Origin of the sequence: Massilia pinisoli (genome assembly GCF_024753285.1) — a bacterium.
In the GTDB taxonomy this organism is placed as follows: Bacteria; Pseudomonadota; Gammaproteobacteria; order Burkholderiales; family Burkholderiaceae_D; genus Telluria; species Telluria pinisoli.
In genome coordinates this window covers 161,897-186,028 of record NZ_JANUGW010000009.1, presented here as the reverse complement: position 1 = coordinate 186,028, position 24,132 = coordinate 161,897, and the positions used below count along the sequence as shown (strand labels likewise).

At 68.2% G+C, this 24,132-nt stretch carries 27 protein-coding genes and 1 tRNA gene; 19 read left to right on the top strand and 9 right to left on the bottom strand.

Annotated features, from left to right (window positions below; translation table 11 throughout):
- Positions 1 to 30 precede the first annotated feature (30 nt).
- Positions 31 to 120 (top strand) — tRNA-Ser (locus tag NX784_RS14610).
- Positions 121 to 468: 348 nt separating this feature from the next.
- On the opposite strand, the gene NX784_RS14605 is transcribed toward NX784_RS14610, so the two are convergent.
- Both NX784_RS14605 and NX784_RS14600 read right to left on the bottom strand, forming a co-directional pair.
- Entirely contained in the window at positions 469 to 1,479 is a 1,011-nt protein-coding gene (locus tag NX784_RS14605; protein ID WP_258817413.1) for an SLAC1 anion channel family protein, read from the bottom strand.
- 119 nt (positions 1,480 to 1,598) lie between these two features.
- Complete coding sequence (locus NX784_RS14600; RefSeq protein ID WP_258817412.1) at positions 1,599 to 2,417, bottom strand: N5-glutamine methyltransferase family protein; 819 nt, start codon at positions 2,415 to 2,417, stop codon at positions 1,599 to 1,601.
- A gap of 370 nt (positions 2,418 to 2,787) precedes the next feature.
- On the opposite strand from NX784_RS14600, the gene NX784_RS14595 reads away from it, so the two are divergent.
- The 9 genes from NX784_RS14595 to NX784_RS14555 all read left to right on the top strand — a co-directional run bounded on the left by NX784_RS14595 (position 2,788) and on the right by NX784_RS14555 (position 11,652).
- Positions 2,788 to 2,973 carry a hypothetical protein gene (locus tag NX784_RS14595; protein WP_258817411.1) on the top strand — a complete coding sequence of 62 codons (186 nt, stop codon included), beginning with the start codon at positions 2,788 to 2,790 and terminating at the stop codon, positions 2,971 to 2,973.
- A 60-nt stretch (positions 2,974 to 3,033) separates the two neighbouring features.
- Positions 3,034 to 3,909 (top strand): KPN_02809 family neutral zinc metallopeptidase, encoded by an 876-nt coding sequence (ypfJ, locus tag NX784_RS14590; protein WP_258817410.1) that lies wholly within the window; start codon positions 3,034 to 3,036, stop codon positions 3,907 to 3,909.
- A 199-nt stretch (positions 3,910 to 4,108) separates the two neighbouring features.
- Positions 4,109 to 4,813 carry a haloacid dehalogenase type II gene (locus tag NX784_RS14585; RefSeq protein WP_258817408.1) on the top strand — a complete coding sequence of 235 codons (705 nt, stop codon included), beginning with the start codon at positions 4,109 to 4,111 and terminating at the stop codon, positions 4,811 to 4,813.
- Positions 4,810 to 5,886: a phosphotransferase gene (locus tag NX784_RS14580; RefSeq protein ID WP_258817407.1), complete on the top strand. Its 1,077-nt coding sequence runs from the start codon at positions 4,810 to 4,812 to the stop codon at positions 5,884 to 5,886. The genes NX784_RS14585 and NX784_RS14580 overlap by 4 nt, the downstream gene beginning before the upstream one ends.
- Positions 5,873 to 7,228 carry an aspartate aminotransferase family protein gene (locus NX784_RS14575; protein WP_258817406.1) on the top strand — a complete coding sequence of 452 codons (1,356 nt, stop codon included), beginning with the start codon at positions 5,873 to 5,875 and terminating at the stop codon, positions 7,226 to 7,228. Before NX784_RS14580 ends, NX784_RS14575 begins: the two co-directional genes overlap by 14 nt.
- Positions 7,229 to 7,236: 8 nt before the next feature.
- Positions 7,237 to 7,740: an Lrp/AsnC family transcriptional regulator gene (locus tag NX784_RS14570; RefSeq protein ID WP_258817405.1), complete on the top strand. Its 504-nt coding sequence runs from the start codon at positions 7,237 to 7,239 to the stop codon at positions 7,738 to 7,740.
- Positions 7,741 to 7,941: 201 nt separating this feature from the next.
- A complete protein-coding gene (locus tag NX784_RS14565; RefSeq protein WP_258817404.1) occupies positions 7,942 to 9,126 on the top strand; it encodes a zinc-dependent alcohol dehydrogenase in 1,185 nt (394 codons plus the stop codon).
- A gap of 9 nt (positions 9,127 to 9,135) precedes the next feature.
- Complete coding sequence (locus NX784_RS14560) at positions 9,136 to 9,726, top strand: hypothetical protein (protein ID WP_258817403.1); 591 nt, start codon at positions 9,136 to 9,138, stop codon at positions 9,724 to 9,726.
- A 156-nt stretch (positions 9,727 to 9,882) separates the two neighbouring features.
- Complete coding sequence (locus NX784_RS14555; RefSeq protein WP_258817402.1) at positions 9,883 to 11,652, top strand: M4 family metallopeptidase; 1,770 nt, start codon at positions 9,883 to 9,885, stop codon at positions 11,650 to 11,652.
- 15 nt (positions 11,653 to 11,667) lie between these two features.
- Here NX784_RS14555 and NX784_RS14550 read toward each other — a convergent pair whose 3' ends face one another.
- Complete coding sequence (locus tag NX784_RS14550; RefSeq protein WP_258817401.1) at positions 11,668 to 12,399, bottom strand: M23 family metallopeptidase; 732 nt, start codon at positions 12,397 to 12,399, stop codon at positions 11,668 to 11,670.
- A gap of 36 nt (positions 12,400 to 12,435) precedes the next feature.
- On the bottom strand, positions 12,436 to 13,467 hold the full coding sequence (locus NX784_RS14545; RefSeq protein WP_258817400.1) for a L,D-transpeptidase family protein: 1,032 nt from the start codon (positions 13,465 to 13,467) through the stop codon (positions 12,436 to 12,438).
- A gap of 122 nt (positions 13,468 to 13,589) precedes the next feature.
- Between NX784_RS14545 and NX784_RS14540 the strand changes: the two genes are divergently transcribed.
- Positions 13,590 to 13,889 (top strand): 2Fe-2S iron-sulfur cluster-binding protein, encoded by a 300-nt coding sequence (locus NX784_RS14540; RefSeq protein ID WP_258817399.1) that lies wholly within the window; start codon positions 13,590 to 13,592, stop codon positions 13,887 to 13,889.
- Positions 13,890 to 13,893: 4 nt separating this feature from the next.
- Here NX784_RS14540 and NX784_RS14535 read toward each other — a convergent pair whose 3' ends face one another.
- The gene (locus NX784_RS14535; protein ID WP_258817398.1) at positions 13,894 to 14,799 is read right to left on the bottom strand and encodes an alpha/beta hydrolase family protein; all 906 of its coding nucleotides are present in this window, start codon (positions 14,797 to 14,799) and stop codon (positions 13,894 to 13,896) included.
- A gap of 126 nt (positions 14,800 to 14,925) precedes the next feature.
- Between NX784_RS14535 and NX784_RS14530 the strand changes: the two genes are divergently transcribed.
- Positions 14,926 to 15,105, top strand: a complete 180-nt coding sequence (locus NX784_RS14530) for a hypothetical protein (RefSeq protein ID WP_258817397.1) — start codon at positions 14,926 to 14,928, stop codon at positions 15,103 to 15,105.
- 19 nt (positions 15,106 to 15,124) lie between these two features.
- A complete protein-coding gene (locus NX784_RS14525; RefSeq protein WP_258817396.1) occupies positions 15,125 to 15,319 on the top strand; it encodes a hypothetical protein in 195 nt (64 codons plus the stop codon).
- Positions 15,320 to 15,480: 161 nt separating this feature from the next.
- Here the strand turns inward: NX784_RS14525 and NX784_RS14520 are convergent, their stop codons facing one another.
- Positions 15,481 to 15,699: a hypothetical protein gene (locus NX784_RS14520; RefSeq protein ID WP_258817395.1), complete on the bottom strand. Its 219-nt coding sequence runs from the start codon at positions 15,697 to 15,699 to the stop codon at positions 15,481 to 15,483.
- A 198-nt stretch (positions 15,700 to 15,897) separates the two neighbouring features.
- Here NX784_RS14520 and NX784_RS14515 point away from each other — a divergent pair, with 198 nt between their 5' ends.
- Complete coding sequence (locus NX784_RS14515) at positions 15,898 to 16,035, top strand: hypothetical protein (protein ID WP_258817394.1); 138 nt, start codon at positions 15,898 to 15,900, stop codon at positions 16,033 to 16,035.
- A gap of 69 nt (positions 16,036 to 16,104) precedes the next feature.
- A complete protein-coding gene (locus tag NX784_RS14510) occupies positions 16,105 to 16,467 on the top strand; it encodes a hypothetical protein (RefSeq protein WP_258817393.1) in 363 nt (120 codons plus the stop codon).
- 55 nt (positions 16,468 to 16,522) lie between these two features.
- Here NX784_RS14510 and NX784_RS14505 read toward each other — a convergent pair whose 3' ends face one another.
- From NX784_RS14505 to NX784_RS14495, 3 genes are all read right to left on the bottom strand, one after another.
- Complete coding sequence (locus NX784_RS14505; protein ID WP_229421374.1) at positions 16,523 to 16,735, bottom strand: hypothetical protein; 213 nt, start codon at positions 16,733 to 16,735, stop codon at positions 16,523 to 16,525.
- A 129-nt stretch (positions 16,736 to 16,864) separates the two neighbouring features.
- Complete coding sequence (locus NX784_RS14500; protein WP_258817392.1) at positions 16,865 to 19,696, bottom strand: bifunctional diguanylate cyclase/phosphodiesterase; 2,832 nt, start codon at positions 19,694 to 19,696, stop codon at positions 16,865 to 16,867.
- Positions 19,697 to 19,789: 93 nt separating this feature from the next.
- On the bottom strand, positions 19,790 to 20,596 hold the full coding sequence (locus NX784_RS14495; RefSeq protein ID WP_258817391.1) for a fused MFS/spermidine synthase: 807 nt from the start codon (positions 20,594 to 20,596) through the stop codon (positions 19,790 to 19,792).
- A gap of 112 nt (positions 20,597 to 20,708) precedes the next feature.
- Between NX784_RS14495 and NX784_RS14490 the strand changes: the two genes are divergently transcribed.
- From NX784_RS14490 to NX784_RS14475, 4 genes are all read left to right on the top strand, one after another.
- Complete coding sequence (locus NX784_RS14490; protein WP_258817390.1) at positions 20,709 to 20,984, top strand: hypothetical protein; 276 nt, start codon at positions 20,709 to 20,711, stop codon at positions 20,982 to 20,984.
- A 7-nt stretch (positions 20,985 to 20,991) separates the two neighbouring features.
- Entirely contained in the window at positions 20,992 to 22,164 is a 1,173-nt protein-coding gene (locus tag NX784_RS14485) for a GGDEF domain-containing protein (protein WP_258817389.1), read from the top strand.
- Between the two features lie 154 nt (positions 22,165 to 22,318).
- The gene (locus NX784_RS14480; protein ID WP_258817388.1) at positions 22,319 to 23,251 is read left to right on the top strand and encodes a Ppx/GppA phosphatase family protein; all 933 of its coding nucleotides are present in this window, start codon (positions 22,319 to 22,321) and stop codon (positions 23,249 to 23,251) included.
- A 25-nt stretch (positions 23,252 to 23,276) separates the two neighbouring features.
- Positions 23,277 to 24,104: a substrate-binding periplasmic protein gene (locus tag NX784_RS14475; RefSeq protein ID WP_258817387.1), complete on the top strand. Its 828-nt coding sequence runs from the start codon at positions 23,277 to 23,279 to the stop codon at positions 24,102 to 24,104.
- Positions 24,105 to 24,132: the final 28 nt, after the last annotated feature.

The following is a 24,132-nucleotide window of genomic DNA, read 5'->3' as shown; positions in this document are numbered from 1 at the left end:
TGCGGCCTTCACGCGAAACGACCGCGACACGGAGAGGTGGCAGAGTGGTCGAATGTACCTGACTCGAAATCAGGCGTACGGGTGACCGTACCGTGGGTTCGAATCCCACCCTCTCCGCCAAAACAAAACAGGCTCCCATCGGGAGCCTTTTTTGTTTTGCCGGAGAGAGCAGGGCGCCTGCGCGCCCTGCGTGGTGGGATTCGAAGGGCTGGGCTTGCAAGCCCAGCCCTCTTCGAATCGCCCAATTGCCGTCCGCAAGGCGGACGGCGTCGCGCGCCGAGGGCGCGCGCTGCAAAGCGGAGAGACACGCACCAGAAGCAGCATCGCCTTTGCTACGCAGTTCCAATTCGAAGGCCGGCGAAGCTCGGCCTTCGAATCTCCGACTGCTGTCCGCCCCGCGGACAGCCCCGCGCGCCGCGGGCGCGCGCTGCAAAGCCAAAAAACACGCACCAGCAATCCCGGCCAAAATTAGCTCAACTCCCGCAACTTCCCCGCCAGAATCCCCCTGACGGTCTGCACCCCAAACATCCCAATCACCAGCGTCGCAACCCCAAGCACGACCAACGCAATCGCATCCATCACCGCGCTCCCCGCAACACTCGCATACCGCAAACTAGCCACCGCCGCCGCCGCCAACGGAAAACTCCCCGCCCACCAAGCCAGCCGAAACGGCGCCCTCGCAGGCAGATGCGCCAACCGCCCAAGCAGCACCGGCAACAAAAACAGCATGACCATCACCAGCCCCTGCGCAAACGCATCCACGTGCCCGAACGTGGCGACATAAGCCGAAAACCCCACCGCGAACGGCGCCACCAGTATCAGCAGCGACGGCTGCAACGCCACGGGCAACGGCTCCTCCGTGACGAGCCGGTGCAGCACCATCGCGAGCAACGGCAGCGCAAAGAACAAACCGACCGCAAGCCCGAACACCATCACGCCATGCAGCCCGTCCCAGCGCAACACGGGCACGGCGAGCGGAATGTCGAGCATGCCGACGACGGGCACAATCCACGCCGGCGCCACCTGGGTGGGTGCGTGGCGCACCGACAGCCAGCGCATCACGATGGTCCACGCAAATACCGTCATGCCGGCGGCCCCAAGCACCCAGGCAAGGCGGGCGAGGGCCAGGCTGACGTCGGCCAGCAGGAACGGCAACAGCAGCAGGCTGATCAGGGGCGTGCCGAACAGGTTGCCAGCCACGGGATGCGCGAATTCGGCACGCACGGCGTAAAAGCCGGCCGCGGCCTTGATCCCGTACGCGACGGCCAGCACGACGAAGGAGACGAGCGCGAGAACGCCGATGGCCTGCCCGACCGCGGCCGGCGCACCGAACGCCTGGTGCGCGAGGCGCCATGCGAGCGACAAGCCCGTCAAGCCCATGACGGCGCCGAACGTGCCGACAGGCAGGTACGCGAGCGTGGTCGATACGGCTGGGGCTGCGGCGGGCGCGGTAACGCCGGCGGGGTGTGCGGCTTGCATATGTCCTCCTCGTGAGCAGCGGCGGTATGCGCTGCGTGGAGGCTATTCTCGTGCGGCAGCGCGCGCCCGGCCATGCTCGGGCGCGCCAGTGTTTTGCCCGATCGTCTCAATCAAGCCGCTCAGCCCCGCTTGACGGCGTGCAGCCACACGGCCGCGATGCGTTCCACCTGCTCGTAGCCGGGACAGTCCAGTTGCCCGCCGAAGATGTCCGGATCGAGTTCCTCGTACGACCAGCAATCCGTATCGGCATCGAGGCGGTCGCGGATGCCGGCCAGGAAGGGATCGGCGCCGTCGACCATCGCCACGCCCGTGTACAGCAGCAGGCTGCCGCCGGGATGCAGGCGGTCGAGCGCTGCGTGCACGATGCGCGTCGACAGCTCGGCGCCGTGGTCGCCGCCGCCGTGCCGGTACGTGAGCGCGTCGGGGTCGAGGATGTACGGTGGATTCGACATGACGAGGTCGAAGCCGCCGTCGACGCCGTCCAGCAGGTCGCTGCGGCAGGGCATGACGTTGTGCGCGCCGTTCAGGCCCGCGTTGACGTCGGCCAGGGCCAGCGCCGCCGGGTTGATGTCGGTGGCGTAGACGGTCGCGTCGCGGCAGCGCAGCGCCAGTTCGATCGCGGCCGGTCCGGCGCCCGCGCCGATGTCGACGGCGCGCCGCACGGGACGGCGCAGGCTGCCATGCTGGCCGAGCACGCGGCGCAGCGCGCACGTGTAGCGGTAGGTGTCCGGGCCGAAGAACACGGCGTCGTCGTCGGACGTGGGCCAGGCCGAGTGGAAATACAGGCGGTCGCCGATGGTCGACGCGCGGAGGCGCGCGCGCCAGCCGGCGGGCGCGCTACCGTCCGGCGCGTCGCTGCCGTCCGCGGCGACGGGAATGACCAGGTTTGCCGCGCGCAGCGGGACGTCGATCGCGTCCGGCAGCAGGCCCCGGGGCAAATGGCCGGCTCCAGCCGAACACGCCCCGCAGGTCATGCGCCCAGGCGTTCTCCGGGCGATTGTTCACGCGCCGGTGCGTGGCCGGTGTGACGGTCACGAAACGGTAGCCGGAGGCCTGTAGACTGCGGCCGAGCGCGGCCAGCGCGTCGTGGTTCGCAAAGGAGGGAGCGGTCATGGGCCGAGCATGCGCCACGCCCGCGCGCGCTTCCGTACGCGGGCGCACAAAGATGTGGACACGCTGTCATGCAGCACCGCCGGCCGCTATGGCATTATTTGATTTATGTGAAAGTTCGAACAGATGCGGCCGCTTACGGCACGCACAATTGACCCGGGTTAACGCAAGAAGCGTGGCCCACGGACGAGGACGACCATGAAGACGACGACGCCGGACGTATCCCTGAACGAGCGCCTGGAACGTGAGGTCGAGCGCGAGCGCCGCGAGCGCGTGCTGCATGACGAGCAGCGCAGCGGCCTGGCGCGCGACGACGAGTTCCGCCTGAAGGATGCGCGCGAACACATGGGATCGGTGAACATCAGGCGTTCCGGCGGACGCTGACGGCGTCCGCCACGACAATGACGACGACGGCACCGGCGACGGTGCCGCAAGGAGAGCGATATGCGTTGGGAAGGTGATCGGCAGAGCGACAACATCGAGGACCGCCGCGGCGACGGCGGCGGGGGCGGCGGCTTCAGTTTCGGCGGGGGCACGGTCGGCATCGGCACGATCGTCATCGCGCTGGTCGGTTCGTGGTTCTTCGGGGTGTCGCCGTCGACGATCCTGAACCTGCTGTCGGGCGGCGGGTCGCCGGCGCAAGTCCAGCAGGCGCCCGCGCATCCGCCCGCGAACGACCGCGAGACGCAATTCGTGCGCACGGTGCTCGGCTATACGGAAGACACGTGGACGCAAATCTTCCGTGCCAACGGCGGCACCTATTCGCCGCCGCATCTCGTGCTGTACTCGGGCCGCACGCCGACGCAGGGCTGCGGCATGGGGCAAGCGGCCGTCGGGCCGTTCTATTGCCCGGCCGACCGGAAGGTCTATCTCGACCTGGACTTCTTCCGCATGATGCAGCAGCGCTTCAAGGTCGGCGGCGAATTCACGCAGGCGTACGTGATCGCCCACGAGGTCGGACACCACGTGCAGAACCTGCTGGGCATCTCGGGCAAGGTCGACAGCGCGCGCCAGCACTTGTCCGAGACGCAGGCCAACGCGGCATCCGTCCGCCTGGAACTGCAGGCCGATTGCTTCGCCGGCGTGTGGGCCTATCACACGAACCAGGCCAAGCAGATCATCGAACAGGGCGACGTCGAGTCCGCGCTGAATGCCGCGAGCGCCATCGGCGACGACGCGCTGCAGCGCCAGTCGCGCGGCGTCGTCGTGCCCGATTCATTCACGCATGGCACGTCGGCCCAGCGCGTGCGCTGGTTCACGCGCGGCCTGCAGACGGGCTCCGTCGAGCAGTGCAACACGTTCGAGGCGCGCCAGCTCTGACCCCGCTTCCTCTTCGACGACAACGGCCGCCGTGTTGCGGCCGTTTTGTTTCGACCACCCTGGCCACCGCAGAAAATACCGGGCCCCGTTCAGATTGAAAAGGAAACTGCTCGAGTCTCGGGGCAATACGGCATTTCCGTAGTTGCCGTATCCATACACTTGTGTTCATCCACTGCCACCCACGTAGGAGATGAACCACATGACATACCAACCCAAATACATCAGCTTCGATTGCTACGGCACGCTGATCAATTTTGAAATGGGGCCGACGGCGAGGGCGATCTTCACGGATCGTGTTCCGAGCGACCGGATGCCGGCGTTCCTGGACAGTTTCCGTTTCTACCGTCTCGACGAAGTGCTGGGCGACTGGAAGCCGTTCTTCGACGTCGTGGCCAATGCCATCCAGCGGGCCTGCGCGGCGCACGGCGTCGACTACCGGCCGTCCGACGCGGTCGCGTTGTACGAGGCCGTGCCGACGTGGCAGCCGCACCCGAACGTCGTCGAGACGCTGCAGGCCATCGCTCCGCACGTCCCGCTGGTGCTCCTGTCGAACTCCATGGTCGACCTGATTCCGCACAGCGTCGCCCACCTCGAGGCGCCGTTCCACGCCGTGGTCACGGCGGAGGAGGCGCGCGCCTACAAGCCACGCGCACAGATGTTCGAGTACATGTGCGACCGGCTCGGTTGCGGACCGGAGCAGATGATGCACGTCTCGTCGAGTTTCCGCTACGACCTCATGACAGCGTCCGATCTGGGATTCATGGCCCGGGCGTTCATCGATCGCGGTCACGAGCCCGTCTGCGACGGCTATGGCGTCAACAGACTGACCGATATCCGCCAGCTTCCCGGCTTGCTCGGGCTGGATTTCCAGCCTCGGGTCGACACGCCGAAGCGAGCCGCATGATGCCGGACGACTGCCCAACCGCAGCCGCGGCATTGAGCACCGCCGCCCCCTGCCTGGCCCAGGACGACGTCGCGGCCCTGGTGCGTCGCATCTACGGCATCGAAGGCGCCGTCACGCCGCTGGCGGGCGAGCGCGACCAGAACTGCCGTATCGAGACCGGGGACGGCACACGTTACGTCGTCAAGATCAGCAATCCGTCCGAGCCGGTTGGCGTCGTCGATTTCCAGATCGCCGCGCTCGACCATATTGCGCGCGCGGCGCCAAGCCAGCCGGTGCACCGCGTCGTGCGGACGCTCCGCGGGCGCACGCGTGACAGCGTCGTGTTGCCCGACGGCCGCAGGAGCGCCGTGCGGATGCTGACCTATCTCGACGGTGTCCAGATCCGGGAAACGCCCCGGACGGCCGCACAGCGCCGGGCGATGGGGACGGTGCTGGCGGGCTTGAACCTTGCGCTGCGGGGCTTTGTGCATCCGGCCGCAGCGCATCCTCTGCTCTGGAACGTGTCGGCGGCGCACCGTTTGACGGACAAGCTCGACGGCATCGTGGACGCCCCGCGGCGCGCGCTCGCCAGGGCGTTCATGCGCCGTTTCGTCGACCACGTGCTGCCGCGCCTCGCCTCGGTGCGCTCGCAAGTCATCCACAACGACTACCACCTCTACAACGTGCTGGTCGCGCCCGACGACCACGACCGCATCGTCGGGATCATCGACTTCGGCGACATGCTGCATGCGCCGCTGGTGGGCGAGGTCGCGACCGCCGCGGCGTTCCACATGGCAGGCAGCGCCGATCCGTTCGCGGGGCCCGCGCAGTTCGTGGGTGCGTATCACGCCACGTTGCCGCTCGTGGACGTCGAGCAGGACATCGTGGCCGACCTCATGGCGACGCGCCACCTCATCACGGCACTGATTTCGGAGTGGCGTGCCGCGCGCTACCCCGAGAACCGGGCCTACATCATGCGCCACAACCCGGCGGCATGGGAAGCGCTGTCGCAGATGGCCGATCTGTCCCGCAACGAGGCGCGCGACCGCCTACTGACCGAACTACGAAAAGGAACCGACAATGACAACCACTGACCTCAACATGGTGAACGCCTATATTCCCGGACGCGCCGACGTGGGACCGCTCACCGCGGCGATGATCGAGCGGCGCGATGCGCTGCTCGGTCCGGCATACCGGCTGATGTACGAACATCCGCTCCACATCGTGCGCGGCGAAGGCGCGTGGCTGATCGATCCGGACGGGCGCCGCTACCTCGACGTCTACAACAACGTGGCGTCGCTCGGGCATTGCCACCCGGCGGTGACCGAGGCGATCTGCGCGCAGGCGCGCACGCTCGCGACCAACACCCGCTATCTGCACGACACGATCCTCGAATTGGCCGAGCGCCTGCTCGCGACCGTGCCCGGGACAGCGCTCGCGCACCTCATGCTCACCTGCTCCGGCAGTGAGGCGAACGACCTGGCGTACCGCATTGCCCAGGTCCGCACGGGCGGCACCGGCGTGATCGTCACCGACACCGCATATCACGGCTTTACCGACGCCGTGTCGAAATTCTCGCCGTCGCTCGGCGCATCGGTCGATCTCGGCGCGCACGTGCGCCTGGTCCCGGCGCCGCGCCTGTATCACGCGGGAGGTGCGGACCTCGCCGAACGCTTCACGCGCGACGTCGAGGCCGCGATCGCCGACCTGCGCCGCCACGGCATCCGCCCGGCCGCGCTGATCGTCGATTCCGTGTTCACCAGCGACGGCATCCTGCCCGAACCGGCCGGCTTCCTGAAGGGCGCGGTCGACGCGATCCAGCGAGCGGGCGGCCTATTCATCGCCGACGAAGTCCAGCCCGGCTTCGGTCGGACGGGCGCGCATATGTGGGGCTTCCAGCGTCATGGCGTCACCCCCGACATCGTCACGCTCGGCAAGCCGATGGGTAACGGACAACCCGTCGCGGGGCTGCTGGCCACCACCGATGCGCTGGCGGAATTCGGCAAGAACTCGCGCTACTTCAACACGTTCGCCGGCAATACGGTCTCGTGCGCCGCCGCGCTGGCCGTGCTGGACACGATCGAACGCGAAGGCCTGGTGCGGCACGCGGCCAAAGTCGGGAAGATCCTGCGCGATGGCGTCGCCGACCTCGCGAGCCGGCACGAGGCCATCGGTGACGTGCGCGGCGTGGGCATGTTCGTCGGCGTCGAGCTGGTGTCCGACCGCGCGTCGCGCACGCCCGACCGCGAATTCACCACGCGGGTGGTCAATCGCATGCGCGACAACGGCGTCTTGCTCAGCGCTTGCGCGATGGGGCACAATGTCCTCAAGATCCGGCCGCCGCTGATCTTGTCCGCGGACCAGGCCGGCATGGTGATCGAGGTCCTCGACGAGGCGCTCACCGCGGCACGATCGGGGCACCGCAACCGGCATTGATTCGGTCCATGCATTCCACAGCGTCCCTCGACAAGTTCGACATCAAGATCCTCGTGCACCTGCAGCGCGAGGGACGCTGTTCGAACGTCGAGCTGGCGGCGGCCGTCGGCCTCAGCGAAAGCCCGTGCCTGCTCCGGACGAAACGGCTGCAGGACATGGGCGTCATCCGGGGTTATGGCGCGGACGTGGCACTGGAAAAGCTGGGCAGCCACGTCATCGTGTTTTCCGAAGTGACCCTGGGCAGCCACCGGTCCCAGGATTTTCGGAAATTCGAAGCGGGTGCCGCGACATATCGCGAAATCGTCGAGTGCTACAACATCAGCGGCGGCTACGATTACCTGCTGAAGATCGTCGTGCCCGGGGTCGCCTATTTTCAGGCACTCATGGAGCGGCTGCTGGACGCCGATATCGGCATCGAGAAATTTGCCAGCCGGATCGTATTGCGTCAGCCATTCGGTCCGCGCGACCATCCGTTGACAATCCTCCTCACACGGGAACCGGAATGGGAGTGAACACGGCCGCCGCGTGCGGCCGTTTTTCATTCAGATTTTCAACAAATTTCTCTTTAAAAACAAAGATCTCCGACTCGGCAAAAAAGTGTTCAGGAACCCTCGTACGTTTCCGTGCGCGTATCGCCTTCCTTAGCGATTTGACATACCGTGTTGTCGAGGGCTCGTCCTTGAAGGCGGGCCGACACATGATATGGAGGAGTTATGCTGGCAATGAATTACCGGGGACCTTATCGCGTCCGTGCCGATTACAAGCCCGATCCCGTCATCGAACACCCGGGCGACGCCATCGTGCGCGTGCTGCGTTCCTGCATCTGCGGATCCGACCTGCACCTGTATCACGGCATGGTGCCCGACACGCGCGTGGGCCACACGTTCGGCCACGAATTCGTCGGCGAAGTCGTGGACGTCGGCCGCGACGTGCAGACCTTGAAGGCGGGCGACCGCGTCCTCGTGCCGTTCAACCTGTTCTGCGGGTCGTGCTTCTTCTGCCAGCGCGAGTTGTTCGGCAATTGCCACAACACGAATCCGGAAGCGACGGCCGTCGGCGGCGTCTACGGTTACTCGCACACGGCGGGCGGCTACGACGGCGGCCAGGCCGAGTACGTGCGCGTGCCGATGGCCGACGTGGGCCCGTACCCGATCCCCGACGACCTGCACCTCGACGATGCCGTCCTGTTGACGGATGCCCTGCCGACGGGCTACCAGGCCGCCGAGATGGGCGACATCCACGAAGGCGACACGGTCGTGATCTTCGGCGCGGGTCCCATCGGCATCTTCGCCGCGAAGTCCGCGTGGCTGATGGGGGCGGGCAGGGTGATCGTCGTCGACGAGGTCGAGTACCGGCTGGAATTCGTCAAGCGCTACGCCCAATGCGAGGTCGTGAACTTCCGTGAAGTGAACGACATGGCGGAGCACATCAAGAAGATGACGGACTGGATGGGCGCCGACGTCTGCATCGACGCCGTGGGCGGCGATGCAGCGGGCTCCATCGCGCAGACCTTGACGGGCCGGCTGATGAAGATGCAGGCCGGCGCCGCGACCGTGCTGCACTGGTGTATCAACTCGGTGCGCAAGGGCGGCAACGTGTCGATCGTCGGGGTGTATGGCCCCACGTTCAACGCCGTCCCCATCGGCAATGTCGTGAACAAGGGGCTGACGATCCGCGCCAACCAGGCCAGCGTCAAGCGCCACCTGCCGCGGCTCATCGAGCACATCCGCGAAGGGCGGCTGAATCCGAAGGAAATCATCACGCACCGGGTGCCGCTGGAGGAAGTGGCGGACGCGTACCACATCTTCTCGAGCAAGCTCGACAACTGCATCAAGACCGTCCTGATCCCGCCGTCCGCGCGCGAGGTCCAGGCCGTGAACGCCAGCGCACTGCATTGAGGAGACGTCATGGAAGCGAAAACCGATATCGGTGCGCAGCACCACCACCATCATCACGACCATGGCGACGGCCACGTGCACACCCACCCGCTGCAGGGCGACATGGCCGAGGGCCCGCGCCGGCCCGGCCGTGACGAACTGAAGCACATCGAAGGCTGGGGTGCGGACCTCGATCACAAGGACCGCCCGGCCATCCCGATGGAGCGCACGCCCGCGCGCTTCATCCACCCGCACGAGGGCAAGCTGCGGCAGCAGCCGGAAAACGTCGAGATCCTCGTGTCGACGGAGCGCCCCGGCATCACGCCGATCTTCGGTACGGCGCAGCCGCCGACAGGCGTGTCCGGCATGATGCGGCGCCTCGCTTTCAAATGGTCGGAAAACGACTTCCGCCGCTGGCTGCTGCTGCTCGCCGCCGATCGCGTGAACGTCGTCGAAGGCATCGGCGAGGACCTCGCGCACGGCAAGGTCCCGAACGTGCTGGCGGAGATGGGCATCAAGGCCGAATGGGAGCACAACCGGGCGGGCCTCGTGAAGAAGGCCGTGATTGCCGGCGCCGTCCTCGGCACGGCCGTCTACCTGATGCGCCGGCGCGAGCGTTGACGACCCGGTAGACGCACCCCGGCGCACCGTCTTCCGCTGCTTTACCGCGCGTCCCGCGGCAGCTTCCAGTTGCTGCGGGCTTTTTGTGCTTGAGCAAATTCCTTTGAGCGAGGTCGGCCACACTGCGCGTGTGTCCGCTCACTGAAAGGAAAAACCATGAACAAGCGCAAGATGTGGCTGGCGTCGCTCGGCGCCGTCTCCCTGGCCGTCGCCATGCCTGCCCGTGCGGCCGGCCCCGGCGTCATGAGCGCGCCGGCCGCCGTCACGCCGCAGGCGCAGGCGGCGCTGCTGGCCCAGTTGGATGCGCGTCGCGCCGCCCGCGGCCAGGATGCGCGCCACGGCTACGCGATCCTGCGCCAGCATCCCGGCACGGCGGGCACGCAGGTGGCGCGCGTCGCGCACACGTTCGAGGGCGTGCCCATCTTCGGCGTCGACGCCGTGCTCGTGCTGGACGCGAACGGGAAGATCGTGTCCGAGTCCGACGCCGCGCGTCGCGCCAACGTCGTCGGGCTGGACGTGGGGCCGGGCACGGACTTCAGCGTCGTGCCGGCGATCTCGGCCAAGGCGGCGATCGACGCGGCGCTGGCCGTGCTCGCGGCGCCGCCCTCGGCGTCTCGGCACGAAGCGCCGCCCAGCGCGGAGCTCGTCATCTGGCCCGCCATGCGCACGGAACGCGTGCCCGCCGCGCGCGACAAGGCGGAGGACGACCTCAACGCGCTCGACGTGCAGGACGTCGTCGACCGCTACGAACTCGCCTACCTCGTGCGCACGCGCATGGTCGTCGGCGCGAAGCCGGCCTACCACGACACCATCGTCAGCGCGCGCGACGGCACGATCCTCGCGCGCTGGACGATGCTGCAGACGGTCGTGGGCGTCGGCCACAGCCAGTACAACGGCGACGTCCCAATCGGCACGACGTTCGCCGACGGCAAGTACCGGATGGTGGACGCGACCCGCGGCACGGGCGGCACGTTCGGCGCGATGGCGATCACGAACGCGGACCACGGCACGAGCGCGGGCAGCGTCTACGTCAACGACACGAACACATGGGGCGACGGCAAGCAGTACGTGGCCGGCGGGTCGACGATGAACGCGAACGGGCAGACGGCCGCCGTGAACGCGATGTGGGGCCTGATGAACACGTACGACACCTTGAAGAACGTGTTCAACTGGCTGTCGCTGGACGGCCACGACACGGCGACGTACATTGCCGCGCACGTCAACACGGCGTACGACAACGCGTACTACAGCGACACGTGCCGCTGCATGTTCATCGGCGACGGGTCCAGTTTCTACAGCCTGGGTTCGATCGACGTGATCGGCCACGAGATGGGACACGGCGTGACGGCCGCCACGTCGAACCTGACATATGCTGGCGAATCGGGCGGCCTGAACGAATCGTCGTCGGACATCAACGGCGAGGCCGTGGAAGCCTACGCGCGCGCGGGCGGGCACGGCGACCACGTTCCGCCGACGGGCAACGACTGGGTGCTAGGCAAGGAGATCAGCCGGACCGGCACGCCGCTGCGCTGGATGTACCGTCCGAGCAAGGACGGCAACAGCCCGGACGCGTGGAGCAGTGCGTTGAAGCGGCTGGACGTCCATTACAGCAGCGGCCCGAACAACCGCATGTTCTATTTCCTCGCGCAAGGGTCGAGCGCGGACAAGACGAGCGACCACTACAGCAAATACCTCGTGCGAACGCCGGCCGCGATGACGGGCATCGGCATCGACAAGGCCTACCGGATCTGGTTCAAGGCGAACACGACCAAGTTCACGTCGAGCACGAACTACGCGGACGCGCGCGCCAAGATGATCGAGGCGGCCGCCGAACTGTACGGGCCGGGCAGCCGCGAGGCGGTTGCCGTGCAGCACGCGTATGCGGCCGTGAACGTGGGCGCCGATGAGGATGAGCCGGCGCAGTAGAACCTCATCGACGGATCACGGCTGCAGCAGCGGATACGGATCCACCGGCGTCCCTTTCCACCACTGCTTCTCGGGCGTCAGCTCGAACACGGCGAAGTGCAGATGCGGCGCGTTCGGGTCGGCGTTGCCCGAGGACCCCACGTACCCGATCAGGTCGCCGCGCTTGACGTCCATACCTTCCTTCAGGCCGTCGGCGTAGCGATCGAGGTGGGCATAGTAATACGCGTATTTTTCCGTCGGATCGAACTGGTACACGGTCAGCCCGCCCGGCTTGCTCGTGAAGAGTTTCACGATCTTCCCGTCGGCCGTGGCGATGACCTTCGTGCCTTTCGGCGCCATGATGTCCAGTGCCTCATGGTGGCGCTCGGTGCCGCGCGGCTGGTCGAACGTGTCCGTGATCTTGGCCAGCGGCATGCCTTCGACCGGCACCATCAGCTTGCCTTGCGCGGCGGCCGGTGCCGGGGCCGAGGTCGATGCCGATGCCGAGGCTGGTGCGGCGGCGGTCGCCGGCGCGTCCGTGCCGCCGGGGCGCAGCGGCAGGTCGAGTTCCGTCAGGTCGGGCATCACTTGCGGCGCGGGCGGCAGCTTGCCGTCCAGGCCGGGGCCGGGCGCCGCCGGCGCGGGCAGCGAGCCCGTGTTCACCGCCACGGCCGGTGCCGTGGGCGCGTGCGGCATCTGGCGCAGCCAGACGAACAGGCCGCCGGCGCCCACCAGCACGCCGAGCACGAAGGTCAGCAACCATCTCATCGTCGTCTCCTATCGCTTGGTCCTGTCACTTGATTATTACTCCTGCAGCACGACCTCGGTGCCCTTTTGCACGAGGCCCGCCACTTCCGACGCGCTCCAGTTCGTCAGGCGGATGCAGCCGTGCGACTCGCTCTTGCCCACCGAACCCGGCACCGGCGTACCGTGGATGCCGTAGTGCGGCTTGGACAGGTCGATCCACACGACGCCCACCGGGTTGTTGGGGCCGGCAGCTATCGTCGTGTTCTTGTCGCCGGGCTTCGCGTCCCAGAACAGCTTCGGGTTGTAGTGGTACGTCGGGTTGCGGTGCACGCCGTCGATCTTCCAGTTCCCGATCGGCAGCGGATCGTGTTCGCTGCCGCTCGACACGGGATACTGCGCCAGCACCGTACCGCCGGCGTCCTGCAACTGCAGCGTGCGGGTGTTCTTCGACACGACGACGCGCGCGGCCGACGCCAACGCCGGTGTGCCGACGACGTTGGGCACGGCGATCTGTTCGCCCGCGCGGCCCAGGTCCTTGCCTGGATTCAGTTTTTCCAGCAGCGCCGGGCTCGCGTGGAATTTCTCGCCGAGTCCTTCGGCCGGCGAGCTGTAGCCGAGCGTGGGCAGCTTCGCTTTTTCCATCATGTCGTCCGGCACGGGACGGAATGGGCCGGCGACGTCCTCGTCGGCCAGCGTGTACGTGAGTAGGGTTGGCGTCGCGTCGGCGTTCAGCGCGTTCCACGTGGCGTCGTCGAGCTTGCCGGTGACGGTCAGGTCATGGGCCTTCTGGAAGCCGGCCAGTGCTTGCCGCATATTGGAGCCGTAAGCGCCGTCGATCTCGCCGGGCGAGAAGTGCGCGCGATCCAGCAGTACCTGTGCGCGCAGCACGTGGTCGGATTCGGCGGCGGGTGCAGCCGCGGGTGCAGCGGCGGGTGCGGCCGTGGCTACACCCGTGGCCGGTTGCACGTCGGCCGGCGCCGGCCGGACGGCCGGGTGATGCACGGCCCGGTGCGGTGGCTCGGCGCCCGCGGAGCCGCCGACGAGGCCGGCCACCAGGGCGATCAGAATGGGGAGACGGTGCGTTTTCAATGGATGTCCTGCCTGAAGATGCGATGGCTTCAGGGTAGTGCCGCGCACGGTCCCGCTCTGTGCGGGAACGAACCCAGCCACGGCTGAGCCGGTCCGGCGGCGCGGGCGGTACAATCGGCGCCATGACCACGTTGACCATCACCCTGCAGCCGTCCGGCTGGTCGTATTCAGCCGACGCGGACACGACGGTGCTGCATGCCGCCGAACGGGCCGGCATCGACTTGCCCAGCTCGTGCCGCAACGGCACGTGCCGCACGTGCATCTGCCGCCTGATCGGCGGCTCTGTGCGCTACCTCGTGGAATGGCCGGGCCTGTCCTTCGACGAAAAGCGCGAAGGCTATATCCTGCCGTGCGTTGCCGTCCCGCAGGAGGACCTCGTCATCGACCAGCGCCTCGCGAAACGGATCGTGTTCCCGAAGTAAAACGTCAGCGATTGTCCGCCATCCCCAGCGCCGCCTCGATCGCGCGCAGCACGCGCGGCCACGCGCCCGACGTCGCCGCCACTTCGTCGTAGTGGCTGGCGCCGGGCAGGATCACGACTTCGGCGGCGTCGCCGGCCGCACGGGCGCGCGCCGCGAAATCGTGCGCGACGCGCGGCGGCGAGATCGTGTCCAGCTCGCCCGTGATGAGGATCGTCCGGCTGCCGTTGGGCATCAGGTCGCCGGCGTTCGTGTCGGCAAACACGTCCGGCCGCGCGGCGCTGGGCGTGCCGGCCAGTTCGACGATGTCGCGTTCGCAGCTCGTCTTCAGCAGCGCCGCTTCGCGCCGCAGGTCGGCCAAGCCGCCGAGGCTCACGACCTGACGCACGGGCACCGGGTGGGCCTGGTACAGCGGGCTCGTCGCGGGGATGCGGGGACGTGCCGCCAGCCACTGCACGAGCTGCCCGCCGGCCGAGTGGCCCACGGCGACGAGGCGGTCGAGGTCGAGCGGATGGTCGCGCGCCGTGCGGGCCAGCAGGTCGAGCGCGGCGTTCATGTCCTGGTACGTGCCGGGGTAGCCGCCGCCCGCTTCGTCGACGCGGCGGTATTCCACGTTCCAGACGGCGATGCCGCGCGCCGCCAGCGCCCCCGCCATGTTGCGCAGCTGCGTGATGCCGCCGAATGCCTTCGTCCAGCAGCCTCCGTGCACGAGGACGGCCACGGGGAACGGTCCCTTGCCCGGCGGGAGGAACAGTTCGGCGTACTGCGACGGCGCGGCGCCGTAGTGCAAGGTGACGGCGGGCGCGGGGCCGGACAACGCGAGGTAGTCGGCGAGCGCCATCGGTGCGGCGTGCAAGGTCGTGGACATGGCGAGGGTCAGGGGCAGCACTAGGGTCGGCAGGCGACGCGGCATGGCGGCGATGGAAGGATAAAACCCGACTATACCGCAAGGCCCTGCCGGCCCGCACGATTGAAAAACCGGGTCCGGTCTTCCATGCTAGGCTGCGCACAACGTCAACGGCAATCACAGGAGATCATCATGACCCAATCGAAATCCAGCGGCAGCCAGAACAAGCAATCGGGCAATCTGTCCGAGGAAGAATCACGGAAGCGCGAGGCCGGCGTCAAGGACAAGAGCAGCCACGACCACATGTCGACCACCAAAGCCGGCAAGGACAAGGGCGCTGGCGGCGGTGCGAAGCAGAAGGAAGGCCGCTGAGCCGGCCGCGGAGCATCCCATGAGTTCGCTGGAACAGGATGGACGCACGGACGGCGCCGCCGTCCGCCGCGCCCACTCGACGCCGGACCCCACCACGTCCGACCCCGACCTGCCGCCGCCGCAGCCGCGTCCCGATCCGGATGATGTGCCGGCGCCGGCGCGCGCGCCCGTGAAGGAACCGGACTTGCCGGAGCCGCCCGTCAAGGCGCAGTGACGGCTGAGGGTGAACAGGAAAGGGTGCTGCCCCGGCGCGCCCGACGCTTGCGGGTGCCGGGCGCGTCCGGCGACGCGCGGTGTACGGGTGGGATGATGCCGACGCCCGACCGATGGACGCCGGTGCGCGAACCGGCCGCGTGGCCGGTTCGCGGTCTGACGTCAGGGCTTGGCCGGCCGCCCGTCGCGCGTGGCTTGCTGGTTGCCGGACTGGGCGGCGTCCTGCTGGTTGCCCTTGTCGCTGCCCCGTGGCGGGATGTCGCGGATCATGGCGTCCGTTTCGTGCTGGCCCGGCGAGCGTTCGCCGCTGCCGATGTCGGCCTCGTGCATGTTGGGAGGGGCGTCGGCGCCCGGGTCCGGCTTCGGGGTATTCGTTCTCATGGCGTGCTCCATTGCGTTGTCGTGTTGGCGCGATACTAACAGCCTGTGTCCAGCCCCGGCGCGCAATAGACGCGGTGCAGCATGACGGCGTTGTTGCTAATCAGACACAACTGACGCTTGTGTACGGTGACGCACATATGCCCGCAAGGAATTTTTTAATAATGCGCTGATGGCCAACGACATTCGGAGGAGACAAGTATGAGCACCACGCTGTACAACAGGATTCCGCTGGGCCGCGGCCCTCTGCTGGGCACGCACAAGATGCATGCGGCGGTGGCGCTGGGCGTGCTGGCGGGCGCCGGCCTCGTCTGGGTCGCGGTGCGCGCGTTGCGATAACAGGGCAACCAGGTTGCCGGGACGGCCCGCCGCCGTTACCATGGCGGGCTTGTTTCCTTGGAAAGCGTAATGAAGAATCTGAAACTGACGGGCGACGAATACGATGCGCTCGAATTCATCCGGCGCGGCGCGAAGACCGACCGCGTCAATGCCTGTGTCGGGCGCAATGCGAAGCGCCTGTCGGGCTTGAAACTGATCCAGTATGCGAAGAGCGGCAGCCTCGCGCTGACGGAGCAGGGCGCCGAATTGCTGTTCCTGCGCCGCTGCGTGCAGGCGCTGCGTGCGATCGACGCGGATCCGGCGGCGGCCGTCGACGACGACGTCGTCCAGTTCCTGAGCCGGAAATCCCACATTGCCCCGCGCGCCGAAGGCGGGTTCGCATTGACGGCGCGCGGCCGCGAATCGCTGGCCGACATCGCCGCACAAGAATAAAGCTGCGCGCACATTGGTGGGCACGCCGTGCCCACGCGACCGCCGGCGTTATGCTTCAGTTCGTCCGGCGTCGATTCGGATACACGAGGGCGCGCACGGCGATTTCGGCCGGCACGCCCATCGCCGCCAGGAATTCGGCGGCGCGCTGCAGACCCAGCGTGGGCACCGATGCGACGGCTTGGTTGACGAGGTCGCGCGTGCGCATGTCGGTACGCATCCGGCGTTGTGCCTGGGTGGCGGTGCCGGCGTCGATATTCAGTTCAGTCATCATATGCTCGGTGAGTGGTATTGCTAAAGAGTCACCGAGCATTGTAGAAGAATGATGTCGACAAGGCTATAAGTAAATGCACTAATTAATGCATTTGCGGCCAGAACTTAAAGCGATTTCGAGATTGCGTCAGGCGACGGCCGTTTGCGGCTCGTCTTCCGGGGCCGCCAGGCCCCGCCGCTGGCGCAGCAACTGCTCGAATTCGTTGGCCGGCAGGGGTTTCGAGAAGTAATAGCCCTGCATTTCGTCGCAGCCCTGGTGGCGCAGGTAGTCGAGCTGCTCGGCCGTCTCGACGCCCTCGGCGATCACGGACAGGCGCAGGTTGTGCGCCAGCGCGATGATCGAGGCGACGATGGCGGCGTCGTTGGCGTCGTGCGTGATGTCGTTGACGAACGAGCGGTCGATCTTCAGCACGTCGATGGGGAAGCGCGACAGGTACGAGAAGCTGGAGTAGCCCGTGCCGAAGTCGTCGATCGACAGGTTGATGCCCAGCGCCTTCATGCGGTGCAGCAGTTCCACGGCCGGCGTGACGTCGCTCATGAACAGGCTTTCCGTCAATTCCAGTTCCAGGCACGACGGGTCCAGGCCCGTGTCGTTCAGGACGGCCTCGATGCCCGGCACGAGGTCGGCCGCGCTGAACTGGCGGGCCGACAGGTTCACGGCGACCCGGAGCTTGCCCAGGCCCGCATCCTGCCAGGCCTTGTTCTGGGCGCACGCGGTGCGCATGACCCAGGCGCCGATCGCGACGATCAGCCCCGTGTCCTCGGCGATGCCGATGAAGCGCGACGGCGGCACCATGCCCAGCTCCGGATGCTTCCAGCGGATCAGCGCTTCCATGCCGACGATGCGGCCCGTCTGCAGGTCGACCTGCGGCTGGTAGTGCAGCACGAATTCGTTGCGTTCGAGGGCGTTGCGCAGCGCGCTTTCGATGCGCACGCGCTCCAGCGATTCCTCGTTCATCGCGGGGGTGTAGAACTGGAAGTTGTTGCGGCCAAGCTTCTTGGCGCGGTACATGGCGATGTCCGCGTGCTCGATCAGGTTGTCGGCCGGCGTGCCGTCGCAGGGGAAGGCGGCCACGCCGATACTGCACGTGACGAAGAATTCCTTCGTCCCGAGGATCACGGGCTGCGCGACGGAATCCATCACGCGCTGGACGATGTCCGGCGTCAGGGGCTGGTCGGAATGCTCGGACAGGATCACGACGAATTCGTCGCCGGACAGGCGCGCCACCGTGTCCGTGTCGCGCAGCGACGAGCGCAGGCGGGCGGCCACCGTCATCAGGAGGACGTCGCCGGCCTTGTGGCCCATGCTGTCGTTGACGAACTTGAAGCGGTCCAGGTCGATCAGCATCACCCACACCGGATGCCCGCTGCGCGTGGCGTACGCGACGGCCTGGCCGAGGCGGTCCTGCAGCAGCGAACGGTTGGGCAGGCCCGTCAGCACGTCGTGCTGCGCGACGTGGTGCACGCGCTGCTCGGTGACCTTGCGCGCCGTGATGTCGCTGCCCGTGCCGCGGTAGCCGGTGAAGCGGCCCGTCTCGTCGAACGTGGGCTGGCCGTTGATGCAGAACCAGCGCTCCTCGCCGTTGTCGTCGACGACGCGGTATTCGAGGTTGCGGAACGGTTCGTGCGCTTCCAGGGTGGCGATGTGGTCGCGGCCGAGTTCCGTGTCCGTCAGTGCCGGCACGTAGTCCCAGCGGCGGCGGCCCAGCACGCGCTCCGTGGCGATGCCGGATTTTTCCGTGAAGTCGCCGGTGACGTGGGTGAAGCGGAACTGCTCGTCCTGTTCCCAGTACCAGTCGGACGACATGGCGACGAGCTGGCGGAAGCGCTGCTCGCTTTCCTGCAGCGCTTTTTCCGTGCGCTTGCGGGCGAGGACGTCGTCGATCAGCCGCTGGTTCGTGAGCTTCAGGTCGGCCGTGCGCTCGCGCACCAGTTCCTGCACCTTGCGCGTGCGCTCGCCCGCGGCCTGGACGAAGGCGGCGAGCAGCAAGGTCGACAGCAGGCCGCCGGCCAGCAGCAGGGTGGAACCGAGGTGGTCGGCCAGCCACGTGCTGTGCGCCGCGATGGCTTCCACGGTCCACGACTGGCCGCCGACGGTGAACGTGGCGACGGTGCGGCCCGTGTACCCGGCCGCCAGCAGGGCGGTCGGCGGCACGGCCGGCGTGGCGTGGTGGCTCGTGTAGACGAGGCGGGCCGGGTCGGCGCGGCCGCCGGCGTAGAACTTCAGGCCGATGCTGTGGTCGTCGAGAAGGCCGGCGCGCGCCAGCGTGGTCTTGACGAGGGTCGGTACGGAGATCACGGCGGCCGTGTCGCCCAGCAGGCGGCCGCCCTGGGCATACACGGGCATCACGACTTCGAAGCCGGGGGCGTCGGGCGCTTGCGCCAGTTGCAGCAGGTCCGTCACGGCCGCGCGGCCGCTCGCCTGCGCGCGCGCGAGGCCGTCGCTCACCTGGCGGTTTTCGCTGATGTTCAGGCCGAGCGCGGCTTCGTTCCCCTGCATCGGCTCGAGGTAGTCGACGATGTTGTAGCGCGGGCGCGCCGGCGCGGGCACGCGTTTGCCGTTGTGCATTTCGCGCACGACGAGGTCCGGCTGGAACTGGCGCAGCTCCGCCTCGACGGCAGGCCGTTCGGCCGCCGTCACGACGCGGTGGAAATTGAACGCGCGGATGTACGGATTGCGCTGCAGCAGCGGCGTCGTGAAATCGTGGAATTGCGCGCGCGTGACGGGTTGGACAGTCGTGAACAGCTGGTTGGTGACGTTCAGCACTTCGACCGCTTCTTCCATGCCCTGGCGCAGCGCGGCCACGCGCACGCCGGTGCCCTGTTCGAACGCCAGCGCTTTGTTGTCGTATTCGAGACGGCTGACCGCAACCGTCAGCACCGCGGTGGCGGTCAGGCCGCCGGCGAGGGTGAGGCCTGCGGCGAGCGTGAGCGAAAACGGCAGTCGGCGACGCGACATCCAGTGATCCCTATGCATGAAAGATATGTGGTTGCCCGAGGGCACTAAGAGCGTCAGTTTGTCACAGAAACTCTAGTTACCGCAAACAAATTGTCACAGGCGGGGGCGTACGGACCGTAGTTGTGGCGGGGCCAGAACAGATCGCGATGCGATCCAGGCAAGGATGAATCGAATGGCTAGCCGGTTCAATAATCCCGCGCCGAAACCGCGGTGCCGCGCGAGTGCGGCCAGGCGGCGCGTGGCGGCATCCGCAGGCTGCCGCAGCGCGTACACGATGCGGTTGTTGCCCGCGACCTTGTCGAACCAGCAGATGCGGCCTGCGAACGTGCCGTCCAGCGCGGCCATCACGTCGCGGTAGCGCGGGTCGTACGTGAACACGTTGGCCACGAGTACGCCGCCGGGACGCAGCGCGCGCCGGCAGTCGGCATAGAAGGCCGCGTCCGCCAGGCGCTCGGGCAGGCCGCGTGCGTCGAAGCCGTCCACGAGCAGCACGTCGGCCGTGCCCGGGTGGGCCGCCAGCCAGTCGGCCGCGTCCGCGTGCACGACAGCGAAACGGGGACCGTCTGGCGGCACGTGGAAGGCGTCGCGCAGGGCGATCACGTCCGCGCGCAATTCGATGACGGTGATGTGTGCGGCGGGGAAATGCCGATGGCAGAACTTGGCGAGCGAGCCGCCGCCCAGCCCCACCATCACGATCCGGCGCGGCCGGGGCTGGAACAGCACGAAACCCATCATCGCGCGCAGATAGTCGAGCGTGAGGGCGTCCGGGCGCGCCAGCAGCATCTCGCTCTGGATGTCGCCGGGTGCGAACTCGAGCGTGCGCCGGCCGCGGCGCGTACGCACGAGCGGCGCGGAAGACGGCGGGCTGGACGGGCGGAAAGGGTCGTCGTGATGCGGCATGGCATCAGTCAGTATAGGTGAAATCGATATCGGCGCCGTCTCTCCTTGGCGTAACTTGTTGCGCACGATAGGTTTCTGATAAGCTGGCCGTTGCAGCCCAAGCGGAGACCTCATGTTCCTGGACCACCCGACCATTACCGCCACCAACAGCCAGACCGAGCCGGACCGCATCGAGCGCCTGGACCGCGTCTACGGCTACGCGATGGCGTTGGCGGACCTGGACGGAAATCCCGCGTTTGTCGAGAAGCTGACTCAGATCCACGATCACAAGGGCACCCTGATCGTGTTCTGGCACGAGCCGCCCAGCGAGGTCGAGCGGAACTACTGGACGCGCGCCTGGTCGAGCCGGGTCGGCGACGGCACGACCGCGGTCGTGCACGAATTCTGAGGCGCCCATGGATTCCACCACGATGGTACTGGCGCTGGCACTCGGTAATCTGGCCTTGTGCGCGACGCTGTTTTTCTTCGAACAATCGAACCACGGCGGCCGCCCGGTCGTCCCCACGTGGGGCTGGGCGCGCCTGTGCCAGGGCGCCGGCTGGCTGCTGCTGGCCATCGGCGCCGCGGGTGTCGTGCCGGAAGGCCTCGCGCTCCCGATCGCGTATGGTCTCGTGTTCGCCGGCGTCGCGTGGGAAGCGGGCGCCGCGTGGGAGCGCGCCGGCCGCCTGCGCTGGCGCCGTGCCGTCATCCCCGCGCTGGCGCTGGGCATCGCCGCGTTCCTGCTGTGCTGGCTGATCGACCCCATCGGCCTGCGCGCCGTGGCCGCGTCGCTCGTGCTGGCCGCGTTTTACCTGGCGCTGGCCGCCGCGTTCGCGCGCGGCTGGGCGGCGGCGTCGATGCTGCAGCGCTTCCTTGCGCTGGCCACGACGGTGCTCGCGCTCGTCGTCGGCGCGCGCGGCGCCCTCGTGCTGCTGGCCCCGGCCGGCTGGGGCTGGATGACGAGCGACATGCTGCGCCAATTCCACTCCGGCGCGCTGTATCTGCTGGCGCTGCTGGGCGGCTTCGGCTGGCTGCTGCTGGGCCGCGAGCGCGAACAGGCCGAGCTGGCGCGGCTGGAAGTCGTCGACCCGCTCACGGACGTGCCGAACCGGCGCGGCTTCTTCCAGGCCCTCGTGCCGTGGATGGCGCTGGCACGCCGCCCCGGCCAGCCGACGGCCCTCGTCGTGCTCGACTTCGACCATTTCAAGCGCATCAACGACAGCTACGGCCACCCGGCCGGCGACGTCGTGCTCGCGCACCTGATCGGCGCCTGCAAGGGCCAGCTGCGCGACAGCGACCTGCTGGGCCGCCTCGTCGGCGTCGAATTCGCGATCCTGCTGCCGCGTACCGGCCTTGACGATGCCGCCATGGTGGCCGAGCGCATGCGCGCCGCCATCGAAGGGGAGCGCGTCAAGACGGAGCGCGCGATGATTTCGCTGACGGCCAGCTTCGGCGTCACGACGATCCGCCCGGAAGACAGCACCGTCACGTTGCTGGCGCGGGCCGATGAGGCGTTGCGTGTGGCCAAGAAGGCCGGCCGCAACCGGATCGAAGTGGCGGCCGCCGTGCTGGCGCCGGTCGAGGAATGACGTCGCGCCTGGTCCACGGGCACGCACGCGTGGCCGCGTCCGCCATGGCACGGTCGTCCCGCATGTCTTATGATGATGCGATCAACGATGCTCCTGTCATCGATCCGTCATCCTGGCCCGCTATCGTGGCGCCGTTTTCGACTTCGGAGTCTGCATGAGCACCCCTTCCCCCATTCACGCCGCGCTCGTCCTCGGATCGGACAGTTTCCGCCTGCTGGTCGGCGCCGTCGAGGAGGGCACCCTGCGTCCCCTCGACAGCTATCACGCGCCGCTGCGCCTCGCTGCCGCGCTGGACGCCCAGGGCTGCCTGAGCCCCGAGGCGATGCACGCCGCGTTCGATTGCCTGCGCGGCATCCGCGCGCGCCTGAACGACCACGCGCTGGCCGCCGTGCGCGTCGTCGCCACCTCGACGTTGCGCATGGCCCGCAACAGCCACCTGTTCCTGCCGGCCGCGCAAGAGCTGCTCGGGCATCCCGTGCAAGTGCTGACGGGCGAGGAAGAGGCCGTGCTGACGTATCTCGGCGTGGCCGACGGCGCCGCGGCGGACGGCGACAACACGCGCACCCTGGTCCTCGGCATCGGCGGCGGTTCCACCCAGCTGGCGCTGGGCAGCGGCCGCCGCGTGCAGAAGGTCGCGTCGCTGGGCCTCGGGACGTCGCGCCTGGCGCTGACGTTCTTCGGCGGCGGACGCATCGACGCCGTGTCGTTCGCCGCCGCGATCGCGTCCACGCGCGCCAAGCTGGGCGACGAGGCCCCCGCGTTCGGCCCCGGACGGCGCGAGCGCACCTGCGGCGCCTCGGGCACGATCCACACGCTGGCGCGGCTGCTGGTCGACAATGACCTGGGCGGCCCCATCACGCGCAACCGCCTGGAAGGGCTGGCGGCGCGCGCGCTCGAGCAGGGCGGGGGCGGCGCGGCGCTGGCGGGCCTCGGCCCGCTGCGCCTGCGCGACGTGACGGCCGCGCTGGCCATACTGCTGGGCCTGATGGAAGAACTGGAGATCGACGAACTGGAAGTGCCGAAGACCGGCCTGCGGGCCGGCGTGCTGGCCGAGCTGCGTCACGGCCGCGCCGCGCTCGCGGCCTGACGGACGGCCGCGCGCCGCCGCTGCCATGCTGCCGTCCGTGCCGCCGCCCGTGCTGCGACGCCTGCGCCTCGGCCTGATCGCCTGCTGGCTCGGCGCCGGCGCGGCGTGCGCGGCGCCCCCCGTCGCGGACCGGATGGTGTCGCTGTGCTTCGAACGCCAGGAAGTGCTGCCGTGGCGCACGCTGGACGGCGGCGGCCTGAATTTCGAATTGCTGGGTGACGTCGCGCGCCGCCTCGGCGTCGTGTTCGACTACCAGAGCATGCCGTGGAAGCGCTGCCTCGCGCAGGTCAAGGAGAACCGGGTCGACGGCGCGTTCGCCGTCAGCTTCAGCCGCGAGCGCCTCGAAGTCGGCGCGTACCCCGGCGTCCACGGCGACGACGGCCAGGCCGATCCGGAAAAGCGCATGCACGTCGACCGCTACGTGCTCGTGCGCCGCAAGGGTAGCCGCGTCGACTGGGACGGCAAGCACTTCGCCAACGTGGACGGCCGCATCGGCTTCCAGCTCGGCTATTCCGTCGGCGACTTCCTGCGCGCGCAGAACGTCCCCGTGGACGAGGGCAGCCAGCAGGCCGACGAACTGGTGCAGAAGCTCCTCGCGGGGCGGGTCGCGGCGGCCGCCCTCGGTGGCGGCGACGCGGTGCGCGTGATGCGCACCCCGGTCGCGCAGCAGATCGAGGTGCTGCCCGCGCCGCTCGTCGAAAAGCCGTACTACCTGATCCTGTCGCACGCGTTCGTCGCGCAGCAGCCCGAGCTGGCGGCGCGCATCTGGAAGGCGATCGAGGAGGTGCGCACGAGTCCCGCCTACCGCCGGCGCGAACGCGAGCTGACCGGCCACCCGGGAGGCGGCCATTAACTCGATCCCGTCCTCCGCGCCGCGCCCG